This window comes from Kosakonia sacchari SP1 (assembly GCF_000300455.3).
Classification (GTDB): Bacteria; Pseudomonadota; Gammaproteobacteria; order Enterobacterales; family Enterobacteriaceae; genus Kosakonia; species Kosakonia sacchari.
Genome location: NZ_CP007215.2, coordinates 4,345,395 through 4,359,653, shown reverse-complemented (window position 1 = coordinate 4,359,653; position 14,259 = coordinate 4,345,395). Strand labels below are relative to the sequence as shown.

Sequence of the window (14,259 nt, the reverse complement as noted above, 5' to 3'; positions counted from 1 at the left end):
TGGAACATCATGGCCAGAAAGCGATCAAATCGGCAAAGAAATCCTATTCTTTCGCCTGCGCAGAGCCGCGCCCAGCGGCCCATTTTCACCCAGCCGAAAGAGCGTAAAAGCGGGCAATACCTGACTCTGGCGATTATGGGCGGTGCGGCCTTTTTTGCTTTAAAAGGCTGTAACGATCATAAAGACGATAACGACGGTGACGGGGTTTATTACACCTCGCAGCAGGATTGCGTTGACGACGGCAATCCTGCGCAGGTATGTAACGATGCGTGGAATAACGCGCGCATGAACTTTGAGCAAGAGATCCCGCGCAATATGTCGCAGCCGTACTGCGTGCAGCAATACGATAATTGCTACTACGACAATATTGGCCAACGCTGGATGCCGGTGCTCAGCGGTTTTCTGCTCAGCAAAGCCTTGCGTAAAGACCGGGATGAGCAATACAGCTACAGCAGCGGCGGCAGTTCTTACGCTTCCCGCCCGGTGTGGCGCAACCGCGACGGAGATTACAGCTGGCGCTCCGGCGGAAGTAGCAGCGCGAGCAGCCATTACGGTTACACCACCAAAAAGGCGACCACTTCATCACGTGGCGGTTTTGGGCGCTCGTCGAGCGCGCGCGGAAGCTGGGGGGCTAACGATGCTGCGTCATGATGTTGCTGTGCGCCCGGACCTTGAGCGGATCGCCCGCGACCACGGTTTCGACTTCCATATCATTGATAACGAAATTTACTGGGATGAGAGTCGCGCTTACCGCTTTACGCTGCGCCAGATAGAAGAGCAGATCGAAAAGCCGACCGCTGAACTGCATCAAATGTGCCTTGAGGTGGTGGATCGCGCCGTGGCGGACGAGGCGATCCTTCGCCAGCTGGCAATCCCGCCGTTGTACTGGGACGCGATTGCCGAAAGCTGGCGCAACCGCGATCCGTCGCTCTACGGGCGAATGGATTTTGTCTGGTGCGGCAAAGACCCGGTGAAATTACTCGAATACAACGCCGATACGCCGACCTCGCTGTACGAATCGGCCTATTTCCAGTGGCTGTGGATGGAGGATGCGCGGCGTAACGGTACGCTCCCACGCGACGCCGATCAGTACAACGCCATTCAGGACAAGTTGATTGCCCGTTTCGCCGAGATCCAGAGCCGTCACCCGCTCTACTTTTGCTGCTGCAAAGGAACCGAGGAAGATCGCGGCACGGTGCTCTATCTTGAGGATTGCGCCCGCCAGGCCGGACTCGATACGCGGTTTATTTATATCGAAGACGTTGGGCTGGGGCTGGGCGGTGTATTGACGGATCTGGATGATAACGTCATTCGCCAGGCGTTTAAGCTCTACCCGCTTGAATGGATGATGCGCGACGAAAACGGCCCGTTGTTGTGTAAACGCCGCGAGCAGTGGCTGGAACCGTTGTGGAAAAGCGTGCTCAGCAATAAGGGGCTACTGCCGCTGCTGTGGCGTTTCTTCCCCCATCATCCGAACCTGCTGCCCGCCTGGTTTGACGGAGAAAAACCGCAAATCGCGGCGGGTGCCAGCTACGTGCGCAAGCCGCTGTTTTCCCGCGAAGGCGGCAATGTCACCCTCTTCGACGGGACGCACAACGTGATTGACCATGAAGAGGGTGACTACGGTGAAGAACCGATGATCTACCAGGCTTTTCAGCCGCTGCCGCGCTTTGGCGACAGCTACACGCTGATTGGCAGTTGGGTGGTAGACGATGAAGCTGTTGGCATGGGCATCCGCGAAGATTGCACCTTAATTACCAAAGATACCTCGCGGTTTGTGCCGCATTATATCGCCGGGTAATTCACCGCCCGGCAAGCGCAACGCCGCCGGGCAAAGAACGTTATTCCTCAAGCGAGCGCAAATGGTCATCTTTTTTGAGCGTCATTAGCGCCACAATGCTGACCAGTGCCGTTGCCATCACGTAATAGGCCGGGATGTCGACATTCCCCGTCTCTTTGATAAGCCCGGTGATGATTAACCCCGCGCAGCCGGAGAACAGCGCGTTCGACAGCGAATACGCCAAACCCAGCCCGGTATAACGCACGCGGGTTGGAAACATCTCTGCCAGCATCGCCGGGCCAGGTCCTGCCAGCATACCGACCAGACCGCCCGCTACCAGCACCACCACGGCTTTTATCGCCAGCGTGCTTGTTTCCGCCTGCAGGATTTTCAGCAGTGGCAACGCGAGGATCAATAACAGCGCGGTGGCCATTACCATCACTGTGCGGCGCCCGATACGATCGCTCAGTATACCGGAGGGAATGATCGTCAACGCAAAGCCAATATTGGATATCACCGCAATCAGTAGCGCCTGATTAAAACCGGTATGCAGCGCCGACTGTAAATACGCGGGCATGATCACAAGGTAGGTATAACCCGCGGCGGACCACACCATCACCCGGCCAATCCCCACGATGATGGCTTTGAATGTGTCGCTAAGCCGGGCGCGTTCGGCAACGGGGTGCGCCTGCTGTTGCACAAAACTTGGCGTTTCCTCCATGCTCACCCGCAACCACAGCGCGACAACGCCCATCGGCAGCGCAAGGAAGAAGGGGATGCGCCAGCCCCAGTCATGCAATGCTTCTGGCGACAGCAACACGGAAAGCAGCGCCACAATACCGGCTCCCGCCAGCAGCCCCAGCGCCACGGTAAAAGATTGCCATGCGCCATACAGCCCGCGCTTGCCGCGCGGCGCGAACTCCGTCATTAGCGATACCGCGCCACCGTATTCCCCCCCGGCAAACAGCCCCTGCAAAATGCGCAAGCCGGTAATGATGAGGGGCGCGGCGATGCCAATGCTGGCATACACCGGGACCAGACCAATCGCGGCGGTGGCGAGCGTCATCATCACCAACACGATAATCAGCGTCGGCTTGCGGCCAATCCGGTCACCGATACGCCCGAATACCATTGCGCCCAGGGGGCGAAAGAAAAAGGCGACGGCAAAGGAGGCGTAAGTCAGGATCAGACTGGTGAGCCCGGTTTCGCCCGCGAGCTGAAAGAAATTTTTCGCAATCACGGTGGCGAGAAAGCCGTAGACCGCGAATTCGTACCACTCGATAAAGTTACCGATCGAGCCGGCAATTAACGCGCGCTTGTGCGCATTCGGAGCGTGTTGGGAAGCTGGCATCAGGATTCTCTTTGGCAAGGTGAGAATAAATTATTCATCAGTAATCGCATTCATGAAATATATTATTCTTATATTGTGTGAGCCGTTTCACGAATGATTACCGCCAAATCGCGGCCTTGTGAGCCTACTCCCATGCAGTGTTAGCGCGGGCTGTCCATACTTATCTTCATTGCCATTGAAGGAGGGAGACACGATGCACTGGCAGACACATACCGTTTTTAACCAACCCATTCCGTTAAAAAACAGCAACCTTTTTCTTTCCGATCGCCCGTTGTGCGAGGCGGTGATACGCGAAGGCGCGGCGTGGGACGCCGAGCTGCTCGCCAGCATTGGCCAACAATTGGGCGCGGCGGAATCGCTGGAGCTGGGAAGATTAGCCAACGCCAACCCCCCGGAGCTGCTGCGTTATGACACTACCGGCGAGCGGCTGGATGATGTCCGTTTTCACCCAGCGTGGCATCTGTTGATGCAGGGGCTGTGCGCCAACCGGGTGCATAACCTGGCCTGGGAAGAGGAGGTGCGCGTCGGTTCTTTTGTCGCGCGGGCGGCGCGGTTTGTGCTTCACGCCCAGGTCGAATCCGGCACGTTGTGCCCCATCACCATGACCTTCGCCGCAACGCCGCTGCTGCGACAGGCATTACCGATGCCTTTTCACGACTGGTTAAAACCGTTGTTGAGCGACCGCTACGATCCCCATTTAGCGCCAGGCAACCAGAAACGCGGCCTGCTGATTGGGATGGGAATGACCGAAAAACAGGGCGGAACGGATGTACTGAGCAACACCACCCGAGCGGAAAAAAGCGGGGATGAATACCGGCTGGTGGGACATAAATGGTTCTTTTCCGTACCGCAAAGTGATGCGCATCTGGTGCTGGCACAGGCCAAAGGCGGGCTCTCCTGCTTTTTTGTACCGCGCTTTCTGCCTGACGGCCAACGTAACGGCGTGCGGCTTGAGCGTCTGAAAGAGAAACTCGGCAACCGTTCTAATGCCAGTAGCGAAGCGGAGTTTTGCGATGCCAGCGGCTGGCTGCTTGGCGAAGAGGGCGACGGCGTGCGGCAGATCCTCAAAATGGGCGGGCTGACGCGCTTTGATTGCGCGCTGGGAAGTCACGGGTTGATGCGCCGCGCCTTTTCAGTGGCGCTCTATCACGCACACCGGCGCCAGGCGTTTGGTAAAAACCTGGTCGATCAGCCGCTGATGCGCCACGTACTGAGCCGGATGGCGCTGGAACTGGAGGGGCAAACCGCCATGCTGTTTCGCCTCGCTCGCGCGTGGGACAGTCGCCGCAATGAACAAGAGGCGCTTTTTGCACGCCTGTTTACCCCGGTGGCGAAATTTGCGGTTTGTAAGGGCGGGATCCCGTTTGTCGGTGAAGCGATGGAAGTGCTTGGCGGTATCGGCTATTGCGAGGAGAGTGAATTACCGCGCTTGTACCGCGAAATGCCGGTCAATAGTATCTGGGAAGGTTCCGGCAACGTCATGTGCCTGGACGTGCTTCGCGTGCTGGGTAAGCAGCCGGGAATAGTGGATTTGCTCAGTGACGATTTTGCGGCGGTGAAAGGGCAGGATCGCCATTTTGATCGTGCATGGCGACAGCTACAACAGCGGCTACGCAGACTGGATGAAGCGCAGGGAAGGGAGATAACGCAACTGCTTTGGCGGCTGGGGACTGGAGCGCAAATGCTGCGCCACGCATCGCCGCCGATCGCGCAGGCGTGGTGCCAGATGATGCTGGATACCCGTGGCACGTCGCCAATTGACGAGCAGGTGCAAAATGACCTGCTGCTACGCGCCACGGGGGCAGCAAATTAATCCATCTTCAGGCGGAACAGGCTTACCAGCTCGCTCAGGTGAGCCCCTTTTTCCCGCAGCGTACGGGCGGTTTCCTCACTTTGCGAAACGCGCCCGGCGTTGACGTGCGTGGCGTCGCCAATGTGCGTCATCGCCAGGTTAACCTGGTTGATGCCCGCTGATTGCTCGCGGGAGGCATGGTTGATTTCATGCACCAGTTGGTTGATCTGATCCATGTGGCTGATGATCGATTGCATGGCAACGCGCGTGGCCTCTGACTGGGAATGTCCTTCACCCACTTTCTTCAGCGTGTCGCCAATCAGCGCTTCAATCTCTTTCACCGCGTTGGCACTGCGCGCGGCCAGGGCACGAACTTCCTGGGCAACCACGGCAAAACCTTTCCCGTGTTCGCCCGCGCGCGCGGCTTCTACCGCGGCGTTCAGCGCCAGGATATTGGTCTGGAAAGCGATGGATTCAATCACGTGGGTAATGTCGGCAATGCGCTGCGATGCTGCGCGAATGTCTTCCATTGTCGCCACGGAGTGATCGACGGTTTTCCCGCCTTTTTGCACCGCGTCGGTGGTTTCATTCACCAGGCTTTGCGTTTGTTCCATGTTGGCGGCGTTTTGCTGCACGGTGGCGGCAAGCTGCTCCATGCTGGCGGAAGTTTCCTCCACGCTGCTGGCCTGCTTGTTAATCTGCTCGCTGATCTCACCGCTGTCGGCGGCCAGCGCGTTGGTGCCGAGGTTAATTTCGGCGGCGGATTCGCGCACCTGCAACACAATCTTGTGCAGCCCGTCGCCAATACCGTTAATCGCTTCGATCAACTGACCGACTTCATCATGACGATCCACCACCAGAGTGGCGCGCAGATCGCCTGCCGAGTACTGCTGGGCGAGTTCGATAACGTTACGCAGCGGACGGCTGAGCCAGCGGCGAATGATGACAACAAACAGCGCGGCGAACAGCAGGGAAACCACTACGCCCGCCAGCAGGAATTGGTTGCGCATGGTGGTGACATCGCGCAGCAGTACGGCTTTGTCGACTTCGCCAACGACTGTCCAGTTCCAGCCGGGCAGCACGGTGTAAGACATCAACAATGTGCGGCCGTCTGTGCTCTGGCGTGCCAGCGTACCGCTACTGTTTGTCAGCAAGGTTTGCAGATCTTTTTCATCCCACTGCGGGCGTTTGCCTTCGTCGGTATCGTGGAACAGATAGTTGCCGTAATTCTTGCCCTGGTTGCGATCAAGCACGAAGAAATGACCGCTTTCACCCAGCTTGCGACCGAGGATCTTATTGCGCATCACCTCCCACGAACGGGAGATATCGACGCCAACAAACAGAATGGCAATGGTGTTACCGCTGGCGTCTTTCACCGGTTGGTATTGGGTTATATAGCGTTTGCCAAACAGCTGCGCCAACCCGCGATAGACTTCACCTTTCATTACCGGCGCAAAAGCCGGGCTGGCTTTATCCAGCTTAGTGCCGATGGCGCGATCACCATTCTCTTTGCGTAGCGATGTTGCGACACGCACAAAGTCGTCACCGCTGCGCACGAATAGCGTCGCGATAGCGCTGGTTCGGTTGAGGAAATCGTCCGGGATAGCATTGTTGTTATGCAGTTCAGTATCGCCACCTTTGAAGAGTGGCACGTCGATACCGTTAATCTCGCGGCGCTGTTGTGGATCAACCGCGAGCGGCTGCGGCAGAAAACTGCTGAACAAGCGTGTGTAGCTCTCCACCTCATCACTGAGACTACTGTTGAACATTTCCACCATATCCACTACTCCGGTGGATTGGCTGTGCAGGTCTTCCATGGCCAGCGTTTCCAGCTGTTGGCTGGCTTTATTGCTCATCAGAAAAGTGAATAAGAGGAAAAGCGTTGCAACGCTTGCGCCAGTCAGAAGTGACAATTTTGCACCGAGGCCGGTGCGACGAAAAAAGGCGCTCATAATTTGTCCGTTGTTCTGTGTATGAGGCTCCTTCAACGGCACAATTGCGATAACATTTAGTTTGTCAATGTAACAAAATGTTACATTGATGTATCCTTACAATAACATAATCTTAATGATTGTAGGGGCATAAAAAAGCCACCAGATTTAGGTGGCTTTTCCAGCGGCTCAGGCGTACAAAATGGCCTGCACTCGCCAGTTGTCAACGTGTTGATCTTCCTGCATTCGCACAATGCGATACCAGGAGGCTCCCTGTTCATCTGCTTTTAACGCGATAACCCGCTCCACATCCTGTAGGCTCCCTGAGACATTATTGACGGAGATAAGACCGATTTCGTTTAATCCCGTCACGCAGTCAGCGCTGGCGAACTCTGCAGGCTGCGCTGTTGTATTTAGCAAACCGGTAGAAAGCAACAGTGAGTTTAAGGCAAGAGATCGTTTCATAGTCAGCTCCATTTTACGTTACCCCGATTGTTTGCAGGGCTTCCTTTCGCGCAACGGATTCGAAAAATCCTATTGTGCACAGGAGAACATCAATGGACGCAAAGCAATGTAAATGTCCTGAAAATCAACGCCTCGCTACTGTCTGTACAGCAGGGCGCGTCCGAACCAACGACCGGGAATTATGGTGTCATCCATCATGATGATGACGTAATAATTGGCGCCGGCGGCCACGGCTTTGGCTTTGATTGCGTCTTCCACGTCCATGGGAGAACCCAGTACCGTTACGCTAACGGCGCCAATCTCGCGAAGATCCTGCGTTTGATTACGGCGGATTTCCTGCGGATGGTCGCTAACCGGCGGTGCAGATTGCGGCTTACCTTCCAGCACTGCGCAGCCGCTTAATAACAAGGCGAACAGTAAGCACGGTAAAGCACGCATGGTTTTCTCATCTCTCCTGATTGCCATAGTGTAGTTCCTGGTGAATTTCCGTTTGGGGGAATGTTCCCGAAATGTTATCCCGAGCACTAATTTCGAATGAAAGTATTTTGAAAGCGTAATCTATCTCTCAACGTCGTCAGATGCTCATGCGAAATCTGACTTGCGCCACCCTGTCGCCAGTGGCATACCAGCACTATAGAACAAGGAGGGGGTAATGATTGAACTTCAGGTTGAACAATTTGCGGGTGCCGAAACGCTGCATGCCTTCCCGGCGGGAAAACGCGGCGAACCGCTGCCTTGTATTGTGTTTTATCACGGCTTCACCTCATCAAAGCTGGTCTACAGCTATTTCGCTGTGGCGCTGGCGCAAGCCGGCTTTCGCGTGGTGATGCCAGACGCTCCGGATCATGGTGCGCGCTTTAGCGGTGATGTTGAGCGGCGCTTGCATCAGTTCTGGCAAATCTTACAGGGCAATATTGAAGAGTTCACCGCGCTGCGTGACACGCTGGCGCGCCTTGAATTGATTGATAACCAGCGGCTGGCGGTCGGCGGTGCGTCGATGGGCGGGATGACTGCGCTGGGCATCATGACGCATCACCCGGAAGTGCGCTGCGTCGCAAGCCTGATGGGTTCCGGCTATTTCACCTCGCTTGCCCGCACGCTTTTCCCGCCTCTGGCTGTAACCACGCCGGAACAGCAGCATGAATTCGACGCAATTATTGCTCCGCTCTCACAGTGGGATGTCAGTACACAACTGGCGCACATTGCCGATCGCCCGCTGCTGCTGTGGCACGGCGAGCAGGATGATGTGGTGCCAGCGGCGGAATCTTTCCGTTTACAACAAGCGTTGCAGGAACAGGGGCTGGATACCCATCTCACTTACCAGTGGGAAGCCGGGGTAACGCACCGCATTACCCCGCAAGCGCTGAGTGCGACAACGGACTTTTTTAGCCGTTATCTTTGAGCTGTTCGGCGAAGGCGCATTACCACCAGCGCGAGAACGCAGATGATGGCCCCCGCCCAGAAGGTTGACGCCGCGCCGTGGGTTTCCCACAAAAGCCCGGCACCGAGGCTTGCCAGCAGCAGTGCAACGCCGCTGAGTAAATTGAACATGCCAAATGCCGTGCCGCGCAGTTCCGCTGGCGCGGTATCGGCAACCATGGTCGCGAGCAAGCCTTGCGTCATGCCCATGTGCACGCCCCACAGTGCGACACCGAGCAGCAGCGTGCTCCAGTGCTGGCTGAGCGCCAGCGCCATATCCGCGAGGATCAGCACCACCAGACCCAGCTGTAGTAACCGGCTGTGGCTGATGCTATCTGACAGTTTGCCAAACGGATAGGCTGTGACCGAGTAGACCAGGTTCATGGCGACCATTACCAGCGGGATAGTCGCCAGCGGGATCTCCATCTGTTGAGCGCGCAGCACCAAAAATGCTTCGCTAAAGCGGGCGAGGGTAAAAACAAATCCAAGCGCCACTACCCACCAGTAAGCACGGCTTAACCGTTTGAGATTTTCACGGCGAATGGGATTGGTGCGCTTTTGGGTGATGGGTGTTTTCGGCTCGTGCAGGCCAAAGAATAACAGCGCGACCGCCAGCACACCGGGGATCACCGCGATCCAGAACACGGCCTGGAAGTTGTCATTCCACAGCAGCATCAATGCGACCGCCAGCAATGGCCCGAGGAACGCGCCAACGGTATCCAGCGACTGGCGCAGTCCAAATGCCGCGCCGCGGATTTCAGCCGGGGTGACATCGGCAACCAGCGCATCGCGTGGTGCGCCGCGAATGCCTTTGCCAAGCCGGTCCATCATGCGTGCGCCAAACACCAGGCCGGATGTCGAGGCCAGCGCAAACAGCGGCTTGCTTAATGCGCCCATGCCATAACCCAGCAGCGCCAGCCCTTTGCGTTTGCCGATGTAGTCGCTGAGCATGCCGGAAAAGACTTTCACCATCAGCGCGGTAGCTTCCGCCAGCCCTTCAATCAGGCCAATAATCACGACACTTGTGCCGAGCGTCGTGGCCATAAACAACGGCAACAAGCTGTGGATCATCTCCGAGGAAATATCCATCAACATACTGACGCCGCCTAATACCCAGACGCCCGCAGGTATGCGACCTAACGTTGAAAACCGCTTGAGCATTGCTTTCCTCGCAACTTTTCATCACTGCAGCCAGAGCGCTATTAAACCTGCCGGAAAGGAGTTTGATAAGGGGAATAAAAAAAGAAGTCTCACGTCGGTGTGCGGCCCCAATGCGGGGCCGCAAATGCAAGAGGGACTGGCCTGTAAAACGTGTGATTAGCGGTAGATAAACGCGCTGGCGTGCAGGTTGCCGTTGCTCCCCGGCTCATGAGTGAGCTCTGCACGGTAATATTTGGCGCTGTGCGCGTCGGCCTCGTCATTGAGTGCCTCGTCCGCGTCATGCTCGGTGGCGAAGTTATGATTGATATAGATAACGCCTAAGCTATGCACATCGTCCATGTTGTGGGCTTGCTGGTTGTTGAGTTTAATTGCCGCTGCGGTATTTGCGCTAAGCAGCAAGGTTGTTAATAATATTGCGATGTATTTCATGATGTTATGCTCCGATAAAACGCCGTTTTTTAGTTTTTCACCATCTTTCCTCCTTATGTTCGAGGCCTGTTTTAAAGTTTACGCGTTAGCCCAAAAAGGTATCGCGACCATTTCTGATGCTGTTGTTCAAAAAATTGCCGTAATGCGTTGTGCTTAATTTTAATTCGCCAGGTGCGCTTCTCTTTGCGCTTAGTGCGAATTATTTGTGCAATTGCCTTGAGTTTGTCAGGGGACATCAGTATTATGACGCGTCAATTTTTCAGCCGACCTTTAATCACGTTCCTTGCCTCCCCGGGATTCGGCTGACCCAGACAGGAGGCTGAATAATCCGTAAGGAGCAATTCGATGCGTCATTACGAAATCGTTTTTATGGTCCATCCTGACCAGAGCGAACAGGTTCCGGGTATGATCGAACGTTACACTGGTGCAATCACTGCAGCAGAAGGTACGATCCACCGTCTGGAAGACTGGGGCCGCCGTCAGCTGGCTTACCCGATCAACAAACTGCACAAAGCCCACTACGTTCTGCTGAACGTTGAAGCTCCGCAGGAAGTGATCGATGAGCTGGAAACAAACTTCCGCTTCAACGATGCCGTTATCCGCAGCATGGTTATGCGTACTAAACACGCTGTTACCGAAGCATCTCCGATGGTTAAAGCGAAAGACGAGCGCCGTGAGCGTCGCGATGATTTCGCAAATGAAACCGCAGATGATGCAGATGCTGGGGATTCTGAAGAGTAATTACTGATGGCCAACCGCCTGGTGTTGTCCGGCACAGTGTGCAGGGCGCCGCTTCGTAAGGTCAGCCCGTCAGGAATTCCTCACTGCCAGTTCGTGCTTGAGCACCGTTCTGTGCAGGAGGAAGCCGGTTTCCACCGGCAGGCGTGGTGCCAAATGCCTGTAATAATCAGCGGGCAGGAGAACCAGGCCATTACTCACAGTATAACGGTCGGCAGCGCAGTAACTGTTCAGGGGTTCATCAGTTGCCACAAGGCAAAGAACGGCTTGAGCAAAATGGTTCTGCATGCCGAGCAGATTGAATTGATAGATTCTGGAGACTAGCCAAATGGCACGTTATTTCCGTCGTCGCAAGTTCTGCCGTTTCACCGCGGAAGGCGTTCAAGAGATCGACTATAAAGATATCGCTACGCTGAAAAACTACATCACCGAAAGCGGTAAGATTGTCCCGAGCCGTATCACCGGTACCCGTGCAAAATATCAGCGCCAGCTGGCACGCGCTATCAAACGCGCTCGCTACCTGTCCCTGCTGCCGTACACTGATCGTCATCAGTAATCGGTCACGGTCCATTAATACGACTTTGAGAGGATAAGGTAATGCAAGTTATTCTGCTTGATAAAGTAGCAAACCTGGGTAGCCTGGGTGATCAGGTTAACGTTAAAGCGGGCTACGCTCGTAACTTCCTGGTACCGCAGGGTAAAGCTGTTCCGGCTACCAAGAAAAACGTTGAGTATTTCGAAGCTCGTCGCGCTGAACTGGAAGCCAAACTGGCTGACGTTCTGGCGGCTGCTAACGCTCGTGCTGAAAGCATCAACGCACTGGGCTCTGTTACCATCGCGTCTAAATCTGGCGATGAAGGTAAACTGTTCGGTTCCATCGGTACTCGCGACATCGCTGACGCTGTAACTGCAGCTGGCGTGAAAGTTGCGAAGAGCGAAGTTCGCCTGCCGAACGGCGTTCTGCGTACTGTTGGTGAGCACGAAGTGGACTTCCAGGTTCACAGCGAAGTATTCGCTAAACTGACTGTAAACGTTGTTGCTGAGTAATTCGTTACTCACAGCAATGCCCCTAAGTCGTTCGGGCTTGCAGGAAGGCGGCAAGTGAGTGAATCCCCAGAAGCTTAGATAACTAAGTGACTGGGGTGAGTGAACGCAGCCAACGCGTCTGCAACGCGAAATACGACGGGGAATGAAACGCCGGCCTTGTGCCGGCGTTTTGCTTTTCCGCACTCTCACCAGAAATGGTCATTGTTCCTTGCAGAATAGGGATTTCTTATGCATCCTCGGATAATAATTGAAACGCAATTTTATCTTTGAGATTTGTCATGGAAACCGCTCTGCCTGCGTCCGTTTTTGCCCGCCGAAATGTGGCTTACGCCTGTGCCACGCTCTGTTGTCTGCTGTGGGGGAGCTCCTACCCGGCCATTAAAAACGGCTACGAACTCTTTCAAATCGCCACCGACGATATCCCCTCAAAGGTGGTATTTGCCGGTTACCGTTTCCTGTTTGCAGGCGTATTGCTGCTGCTGTTTGCGCTGGCGCAGCGCAAACCGATCGGCCGATTATCGGCTATGCAGTTTGGGCAACTGACGGTACTCGGGTTAACGCAAACGACCCTGCAATACACCTTCTTCTATATTGGTCTTGCTTATACTACCGGCGTAAACGGGTCGATCATGAATGCGACCGGCACCTTCTTCAGCGTGCTGTTGGCGCACTTTATCTATCAAAACGACAAGCTCAGCTACAACAAAAGCCTCGGCTGTATTCTGGGTTTTGCCGGCGTCATGCTGGTGAACTTCCACAGCGGTATGCGGGATTTTGTTTTTGTCTGGAATGGCGACGGTTTCATTGTGCTGGCGGCGTTTATCCTCTCTGCCGCCACGCTGTATGGCAAACGTATTTCCCAGACGGTAGATCCGACGGTGATGACCGGCTGGCAACTGGCAATTGGTGGCGTCGCGCTGCTGATTGGCGGCTATCTGTCGGGGGGAACGCTGGAAGTGCATAGCTTCAGCGCGGTCGCGATCCTCGGTTATCTTACGCTGCTGTCTGCGGTGGCTTTTGCGCTGTGGAGCATGCTGTTGAAAGTGAATCGCGTGAGTATGATCGCGCCGTTCAATTTCGTGATACCGGTTGCCGGTTCGGTGCTCTCCGCCATTTTCCTTGGTGAAAATATTCTCGAAATCAAATACGCGGTCGCACTGGTGCTGGTCTGCTCAGGAATTTGGTGGGTCAACAAACGAGCCGGGTAACGTATACCCGGCATGGTGGCTTAACGTGCGCGGATAAAGCTGCCGTCCTGCTGACGAGTAAACAGCACCGGCTGACCGCCGGTTTCGATGGTCAGCCCGGTGACTACGCCGTTGGCGTTCTGACGGATTTTCACCATCTGGCCGCTTTGCAGGCTGCTCAGCGGTTTACCGTCACCTTCCACTTTGGCCATCGCATAGACATCGGTTGGCGGCAGATTGTGATCGCGAAACAGTTGCGCCAGCGTTTTCCCCTCTTCAACACGGTAAGCGCGCCACTGCTGCTCAATGCCGCCGGAAGAGGGCAGCGTGTTCTGCGCTATATGCTGGCGCGGTTGCTGCACGGGTTGCTGTTGCTCGACGGGTTCCTGCTGTTGCATGGACTCTTCCGCACTCGGCGCGGTCTGCTGCGGCTCACTCACTACCTGCGGCGGTGTGGGTTCCGTTGTGGAAGGTTGCGGCTGTGAAGAGGCAGGAAGATTGAGTTGCGCTTCGCGAGCGCTGGATGGCGCAGTGGCGCGGTTGCTGTCGTCAGTTGACGGTAACAGAAAACCGATTACCACCAGCAAAGCCGCGAGGATCAGGCCGCGACGGTGCAATGGCGGGAGCGGGTCCATCAGGCGAAAATGGTCCGGGGCTTGCCAGATTTTCACCAGGGTAGGTTTCAGTTCAAATCGCCCGGGCATGGCTTTCCTCCTGCTCCGCGTCATTTAGTGTCCTGTCTCGTTGAGTATATACACTTTATCCCGCCACTGCGGCGTACGCCGTTTTTAACTGCCTGAAAGTCGACAAAAAGCTGCATTTTGTGAGCGCAATTCGGGATAAATCTTACTTGCTGTATTCTTTCCCTTTCCCTGCGATTTGTCATCTTTCCTGCGACAAAGTTTTACCCGGTGCAGCGCGGCTGTTATGCTGCGCGCTACCTTAAAAAGCGATGAAAG

At 55.4% G+C, this 14,259-nt stretch carries 16 protein-coding genes; 9 read left to right on the top strand and 7 right to left on the bottom strand.

Going from position 1 to position 14,259, the window contains the following annotated elements; translation table 11 throughout:
* The first annotated feature begins 9 nt into the window (after positions 1-9).
* Both C813_RS43615 and C813_RS43610 read left to right on the top strand, forming a co-directional pair.
* A complete protein-coding gene (locus tag C813_RS43615) occupies positions 10-651 on the top strand; it encodes a DUF1190 domain-containing protein (RefSeq protein WP_025263748.1) in 642 nt (213 codons plus the stop codon).
* Positions 638-1,801 (top strand): glutathionylspermidine synthase family protein, encoded by a 1,164-nt coding sequence (locus C813_RS43610; protein ID WP_017459157.1) that lies wholly within the window; start codon positions 638-640, stop codon positions 1,799-1,801. The genes C813_RS43615 and C813_RS43610 overlap by 14 nt, the downstream gene beginning before the upstream one ends.
* A 40-nt stretch (positions 1,802-1,841) precedes the next feature.
* Here C813_RS43610 and C813_RS43605 read toward each other — a convergent pair whose 3' ends face one another.
* Positions 1,842-3,131, bottom strand: coding sequence for an MFS transporter (locus C813_RS43605; protein WP_017459156.1), 1,290 nt, complete (start codon positions 3,129-3,131; stop codon positions 1,842-1,844).
* 193 nt (positions 3,132-3,324) lie between these two features.
* Here C813_RS43605 and C813_RS43600 point away from each other — a divergent pair, with 193 nt between their 5' ends.
* Positions 3,325-4,944, top strand: a complete 1,620-nt coding sequence (locus C813_RS43600; protein WP_017459155.1) for an isovaleryl-CoA dehydrogenase — start codon at positions 3,325-3,327, stop codon at positions 4,942-4,944.
* On the opposite strand, the gene C813_RS43595 is transcribed toward C813_RS43600, so the two are convergent.
* From C813_RS43595 to bsmA, 3 genes are all read right to left on the bottom strand, one after another.
* Positions 4,941-6,875 (bottom strand): methyl-accepting chemotaxis protein, encoded by a 1,935-nt coding sequence (locus C813_RS43595; protein WP_017459154.1) that lies wholly within the window; start codon positions 6,873-6,875, stop codon positions 4,941-4,943. The two genes, C813_RS43600 and C813_RS43595, sit on opposite strands and share 4 nt — an antisense overlap.
* A 168-nt stretch (positions 6,876-7,043) precedes the next feature.
* Positions 7,044-7,331: a DUF1471 family protease activator YjfN gene (gene yjfN, locus C813_RS43590; protein WP_017459153.1), complete on the bottom strand. Its 288-nt coding sequence runs from the start codon at positions 7,329-7,331 to the stop codon at positions 7,044-7,046.
* A 123-nt stretch (positions 7,332-7,454) separates the two neighbouring features.
* Positions 7,455-7,784, bottom strand: coding sequence for a biofilm peroxide resistance protein BsmA (bsmA, locus tag C813_RS43585; protein WP_025263747.1), 330 nt, complete (start codon positions 7,782-7,784; stop codon positions 7,455-7,457).
* 187 nt (positions 7,785-7,971) lie between these two features.
* On the opposite strand from bsmA, the gene yjfP reads away from it, so the two are divergent.
* Complete coding sequence (yjfP, locus tag C813_RS43580; protein ID WP_017459151.1) at positions 7,972-8,721, top strand: esterase; 750 nt, start codon at positions 7,972-7,974, stop codon at positions 8,719-8,721.
* On the opposite strand, the gene C813_RS43575 is transcribed toward yjfP, so the two are convergent.
* Positions 8,712-9,899: an MFS transporter gene (locus C813_RS43575; RefSeq protein WP_017459150.1), complete on the bottom strand. Its 1,188-nt coding sequence runs from the start codon at positions 9,897-9,899 to the stop codon at positions 8,712-8,714. The two genes, yjfP and C813_RS43575, sit on opposite strands and share 10 nt — an antisense overlap.
* A gap of 156 nt (positions 9,900-10,055) precedes the next feature.
* Positions 10,056-10,328 carry a YdgH/BhsA/McbA family protein gene (locus C813_RS43570; protein ID WP_017459149.1) on the bottom strand — a complete coding sequence of 91 codons (273 nt, stop codon included), beginning with the start codon at positions 10,326-10,328 and terminating at the stop codon, positions 10,056-10,058.
* A 345-nt stretch (positions 10,329-10,673) separates the two neighbouring features.
* On the opposite strand from C813_RS43570, the gene rpsF reads away from it, so the two are divergent.
* From rpsF to C813_RS43545, 5 genes are all read left to right on the top strand, one after another.
* The gene (gene rpsF, locus C813_RS43565; protein WP_006686337.1) at positions 10,674-11,069 is read left to right on the top strand and encodes a 30S ribosomal protein S6; all 396 of its coding nucleotides are present in this window, start codon (positions 10,674-10,676) and stop codon (positions 11,067-11,069) included.
* Between the two features lie 6 nt (positions 11,070-11,075).
* On the top strand, positions 11,076-11,390 hold the full coding sequence (gene priB, locus C813_RS43560; RefSeq protein WP_017459147.1) for a primosomal replication protein N: 315 nt from the start codon (positions 11,076-11,078) through the stop codon (positions 11,388-11,390).
* Positions 11,391-11,394: 4 nt separating this feature from the next.
* On the top strand, positions 11,395-11,622 hold the full coding sequence (gene rpsR, locus C813_RS43555; RefSeq protein WP_000135199.1) for a 30S ribosomal protein S18: 228 nt from the start codon (positions 11,395-11,397) through the stop codon (positions 11,620-11,622).
* Positions 11,623-11,663: 41 nt separating this feature from the next.
* Positions 11,664-12,113: a 50S ribosomal protein L9 gene (gene rplI, locus C813_RS43550; protein WP_017459146.1), complete on the top strand. Its 450-nt coding sequence runs from the start codon at positions 11,664-11,666 to the stop codon at positions 12,111-12,113.
* Between the two features lie 278 nt (positions 12,114-12,391).
* Positions 12,392-13,321 carry a DMT family transporter gene (locus tag C813_RS43545; RefSeq protein WP_017459145.1) on the top strand — a complete coding sequence of 310 codons (930 nt, stop codon included), beginning with the start codon at positions 12,392-12,394 and terminating at the stop codon, positions 13,319-13,321.
* Between the two features lie 20 nt (positions 13,322-13,341).
* On the opposite strand, the gene C813_RS43540 is transcribed toward C813_RS43545, so the two are convergent.
* Positions 13,342-14,004 carry a LysM-like peptidoglycan-binding domain-containing protein gene (locus C813_RS43540; RefSeq protein WP_017459144.1) on the bottom strand — a complete coding sequence of 221 codons (663 nt, stop codon included), beginning with the start codon at positions 14,002-14,004 and terminating at the stop codon, positions 13,342-13,344.
* Positions 14,005-14,259 lie beyond the last annotated feature (255 nt).

What these genes read in the sequence shown, in the direction of transcription:
- rplI (WP_017459146.1), top strand. Translation starts at nt 11,664, where the DNA reads ATGCAAGTTATTCTGCTTGATAAAGTAGCAAACCTGGGTAGCCTGGGT.
- C813_RS43540 (WP_017459144.1), bottom strand. Translation starts at nt 14,004, where the DNA reads ATGCCCGGGCGATTTGAACTGAAACCTACCCTGGTGAAAATCTGGCAA.
- rpsF (WP_006686337.1), top strand. Translation starts at nt 10,674, where the DNA reads ATGCGTCATTACGAAATCGTTTTTATGGTCCATCCTGACCAGAGCGAA.
- C813_RS43615 (WP_025263748.1), top strand. Translation starts at nt 10, where the DNA reads ATGGCCAGAAAGCGATCAAATCGGCAAAGAAATCCTATTCTTTCGCCT.
- C813_RS43600 (WP_017459155.1), top strand. Translation starts at nt 3,325, where the DNA reads ATGCACTGGCAGACACATACCGTTTTTAACCAACCCATTCCGTTAAAA.
- yjfP (WP_017459151.1), top strand. Translation starts at nt 7,972, where the DNA reads ATGATTGAACTTCAGGTTGAACAATTTGCGGGTGCCGAAACGCTGCAT.
- C813_RS43575 (WP_017459150.1), bottom strand. Translation starts at nt 9,899, where the DNA reads ATGCTCAAGCGGTTTTCAACGTTAGGTCGCATACCTGCGGGCGTCTGG.
- C813_RS43570 (WP_017459149.1), bottom strand. Translation starts at nt 10,328, where the DNA reads ATGAAATACATCGCAATATTATTAACAACCTTGCTGCTTAGCGCAAAT.
- priB (WP_017459147.1), top strand. Translation starts at nt 11,076, where the DNA reads ATGGCCAACCGCCTGGTGTTGTCCGGCACAGTGTGCAGGGCGCCGCTT.
- C813_RS43605 (WP_017459156.1), bottom strand. Translation starts at nt 3,131, where the DNA reads ATGCCAGCTTCCCAACACGCTCCGAATGCGCACAAGCGCGCGTTAATT.
- yjfN (WP_017459153.1), bottom strand. Translation starts at nt 7,331, where the DNA reads ATGGAGCTGACTATGAAACGATCTCTTGCCTTAAACTCACTGTTGCTT.
- C813_RS43545 (WP_017459145.1), top strand. Translation starts at nt 12,392, where the DNA reads ATGGAAACCGCTCTGCCTGCGTCCGTTTTTGCCCGCCGAAATGTGGCT.
- bsmA (WP_025263747.1), bottom strand. Translation starts at nt 7,784, where the DNA reads ATGGCAATCAGGAGAGATGAGAAAACCATGCGTGCTTTACCGTGCTTA.
- C813_RS43610 (WP_017459157.1), top strand. Translation starts at nt 638, where the DNA reads ATGCTGCGTCATGATGTTGCTGTGCGCCCGGACCTTGAGCGGATCGCC.
- C813_RS43595 (WP_017459154.1), bottom strand. Translation starts at nt 6,875, where the DNA reads ATGAGCGCCTTTTTTCGTCGCACCGGCCTCGGTGCAAAATTGTCACTT.
- rpsR (WP_000135199.1), top strand. Translation starts at nt 11,395, where the DNA reads ATGGCACGTTATTTCCGTCGTCGCAAGTTCTGCCGTTTCACCGCGGAA.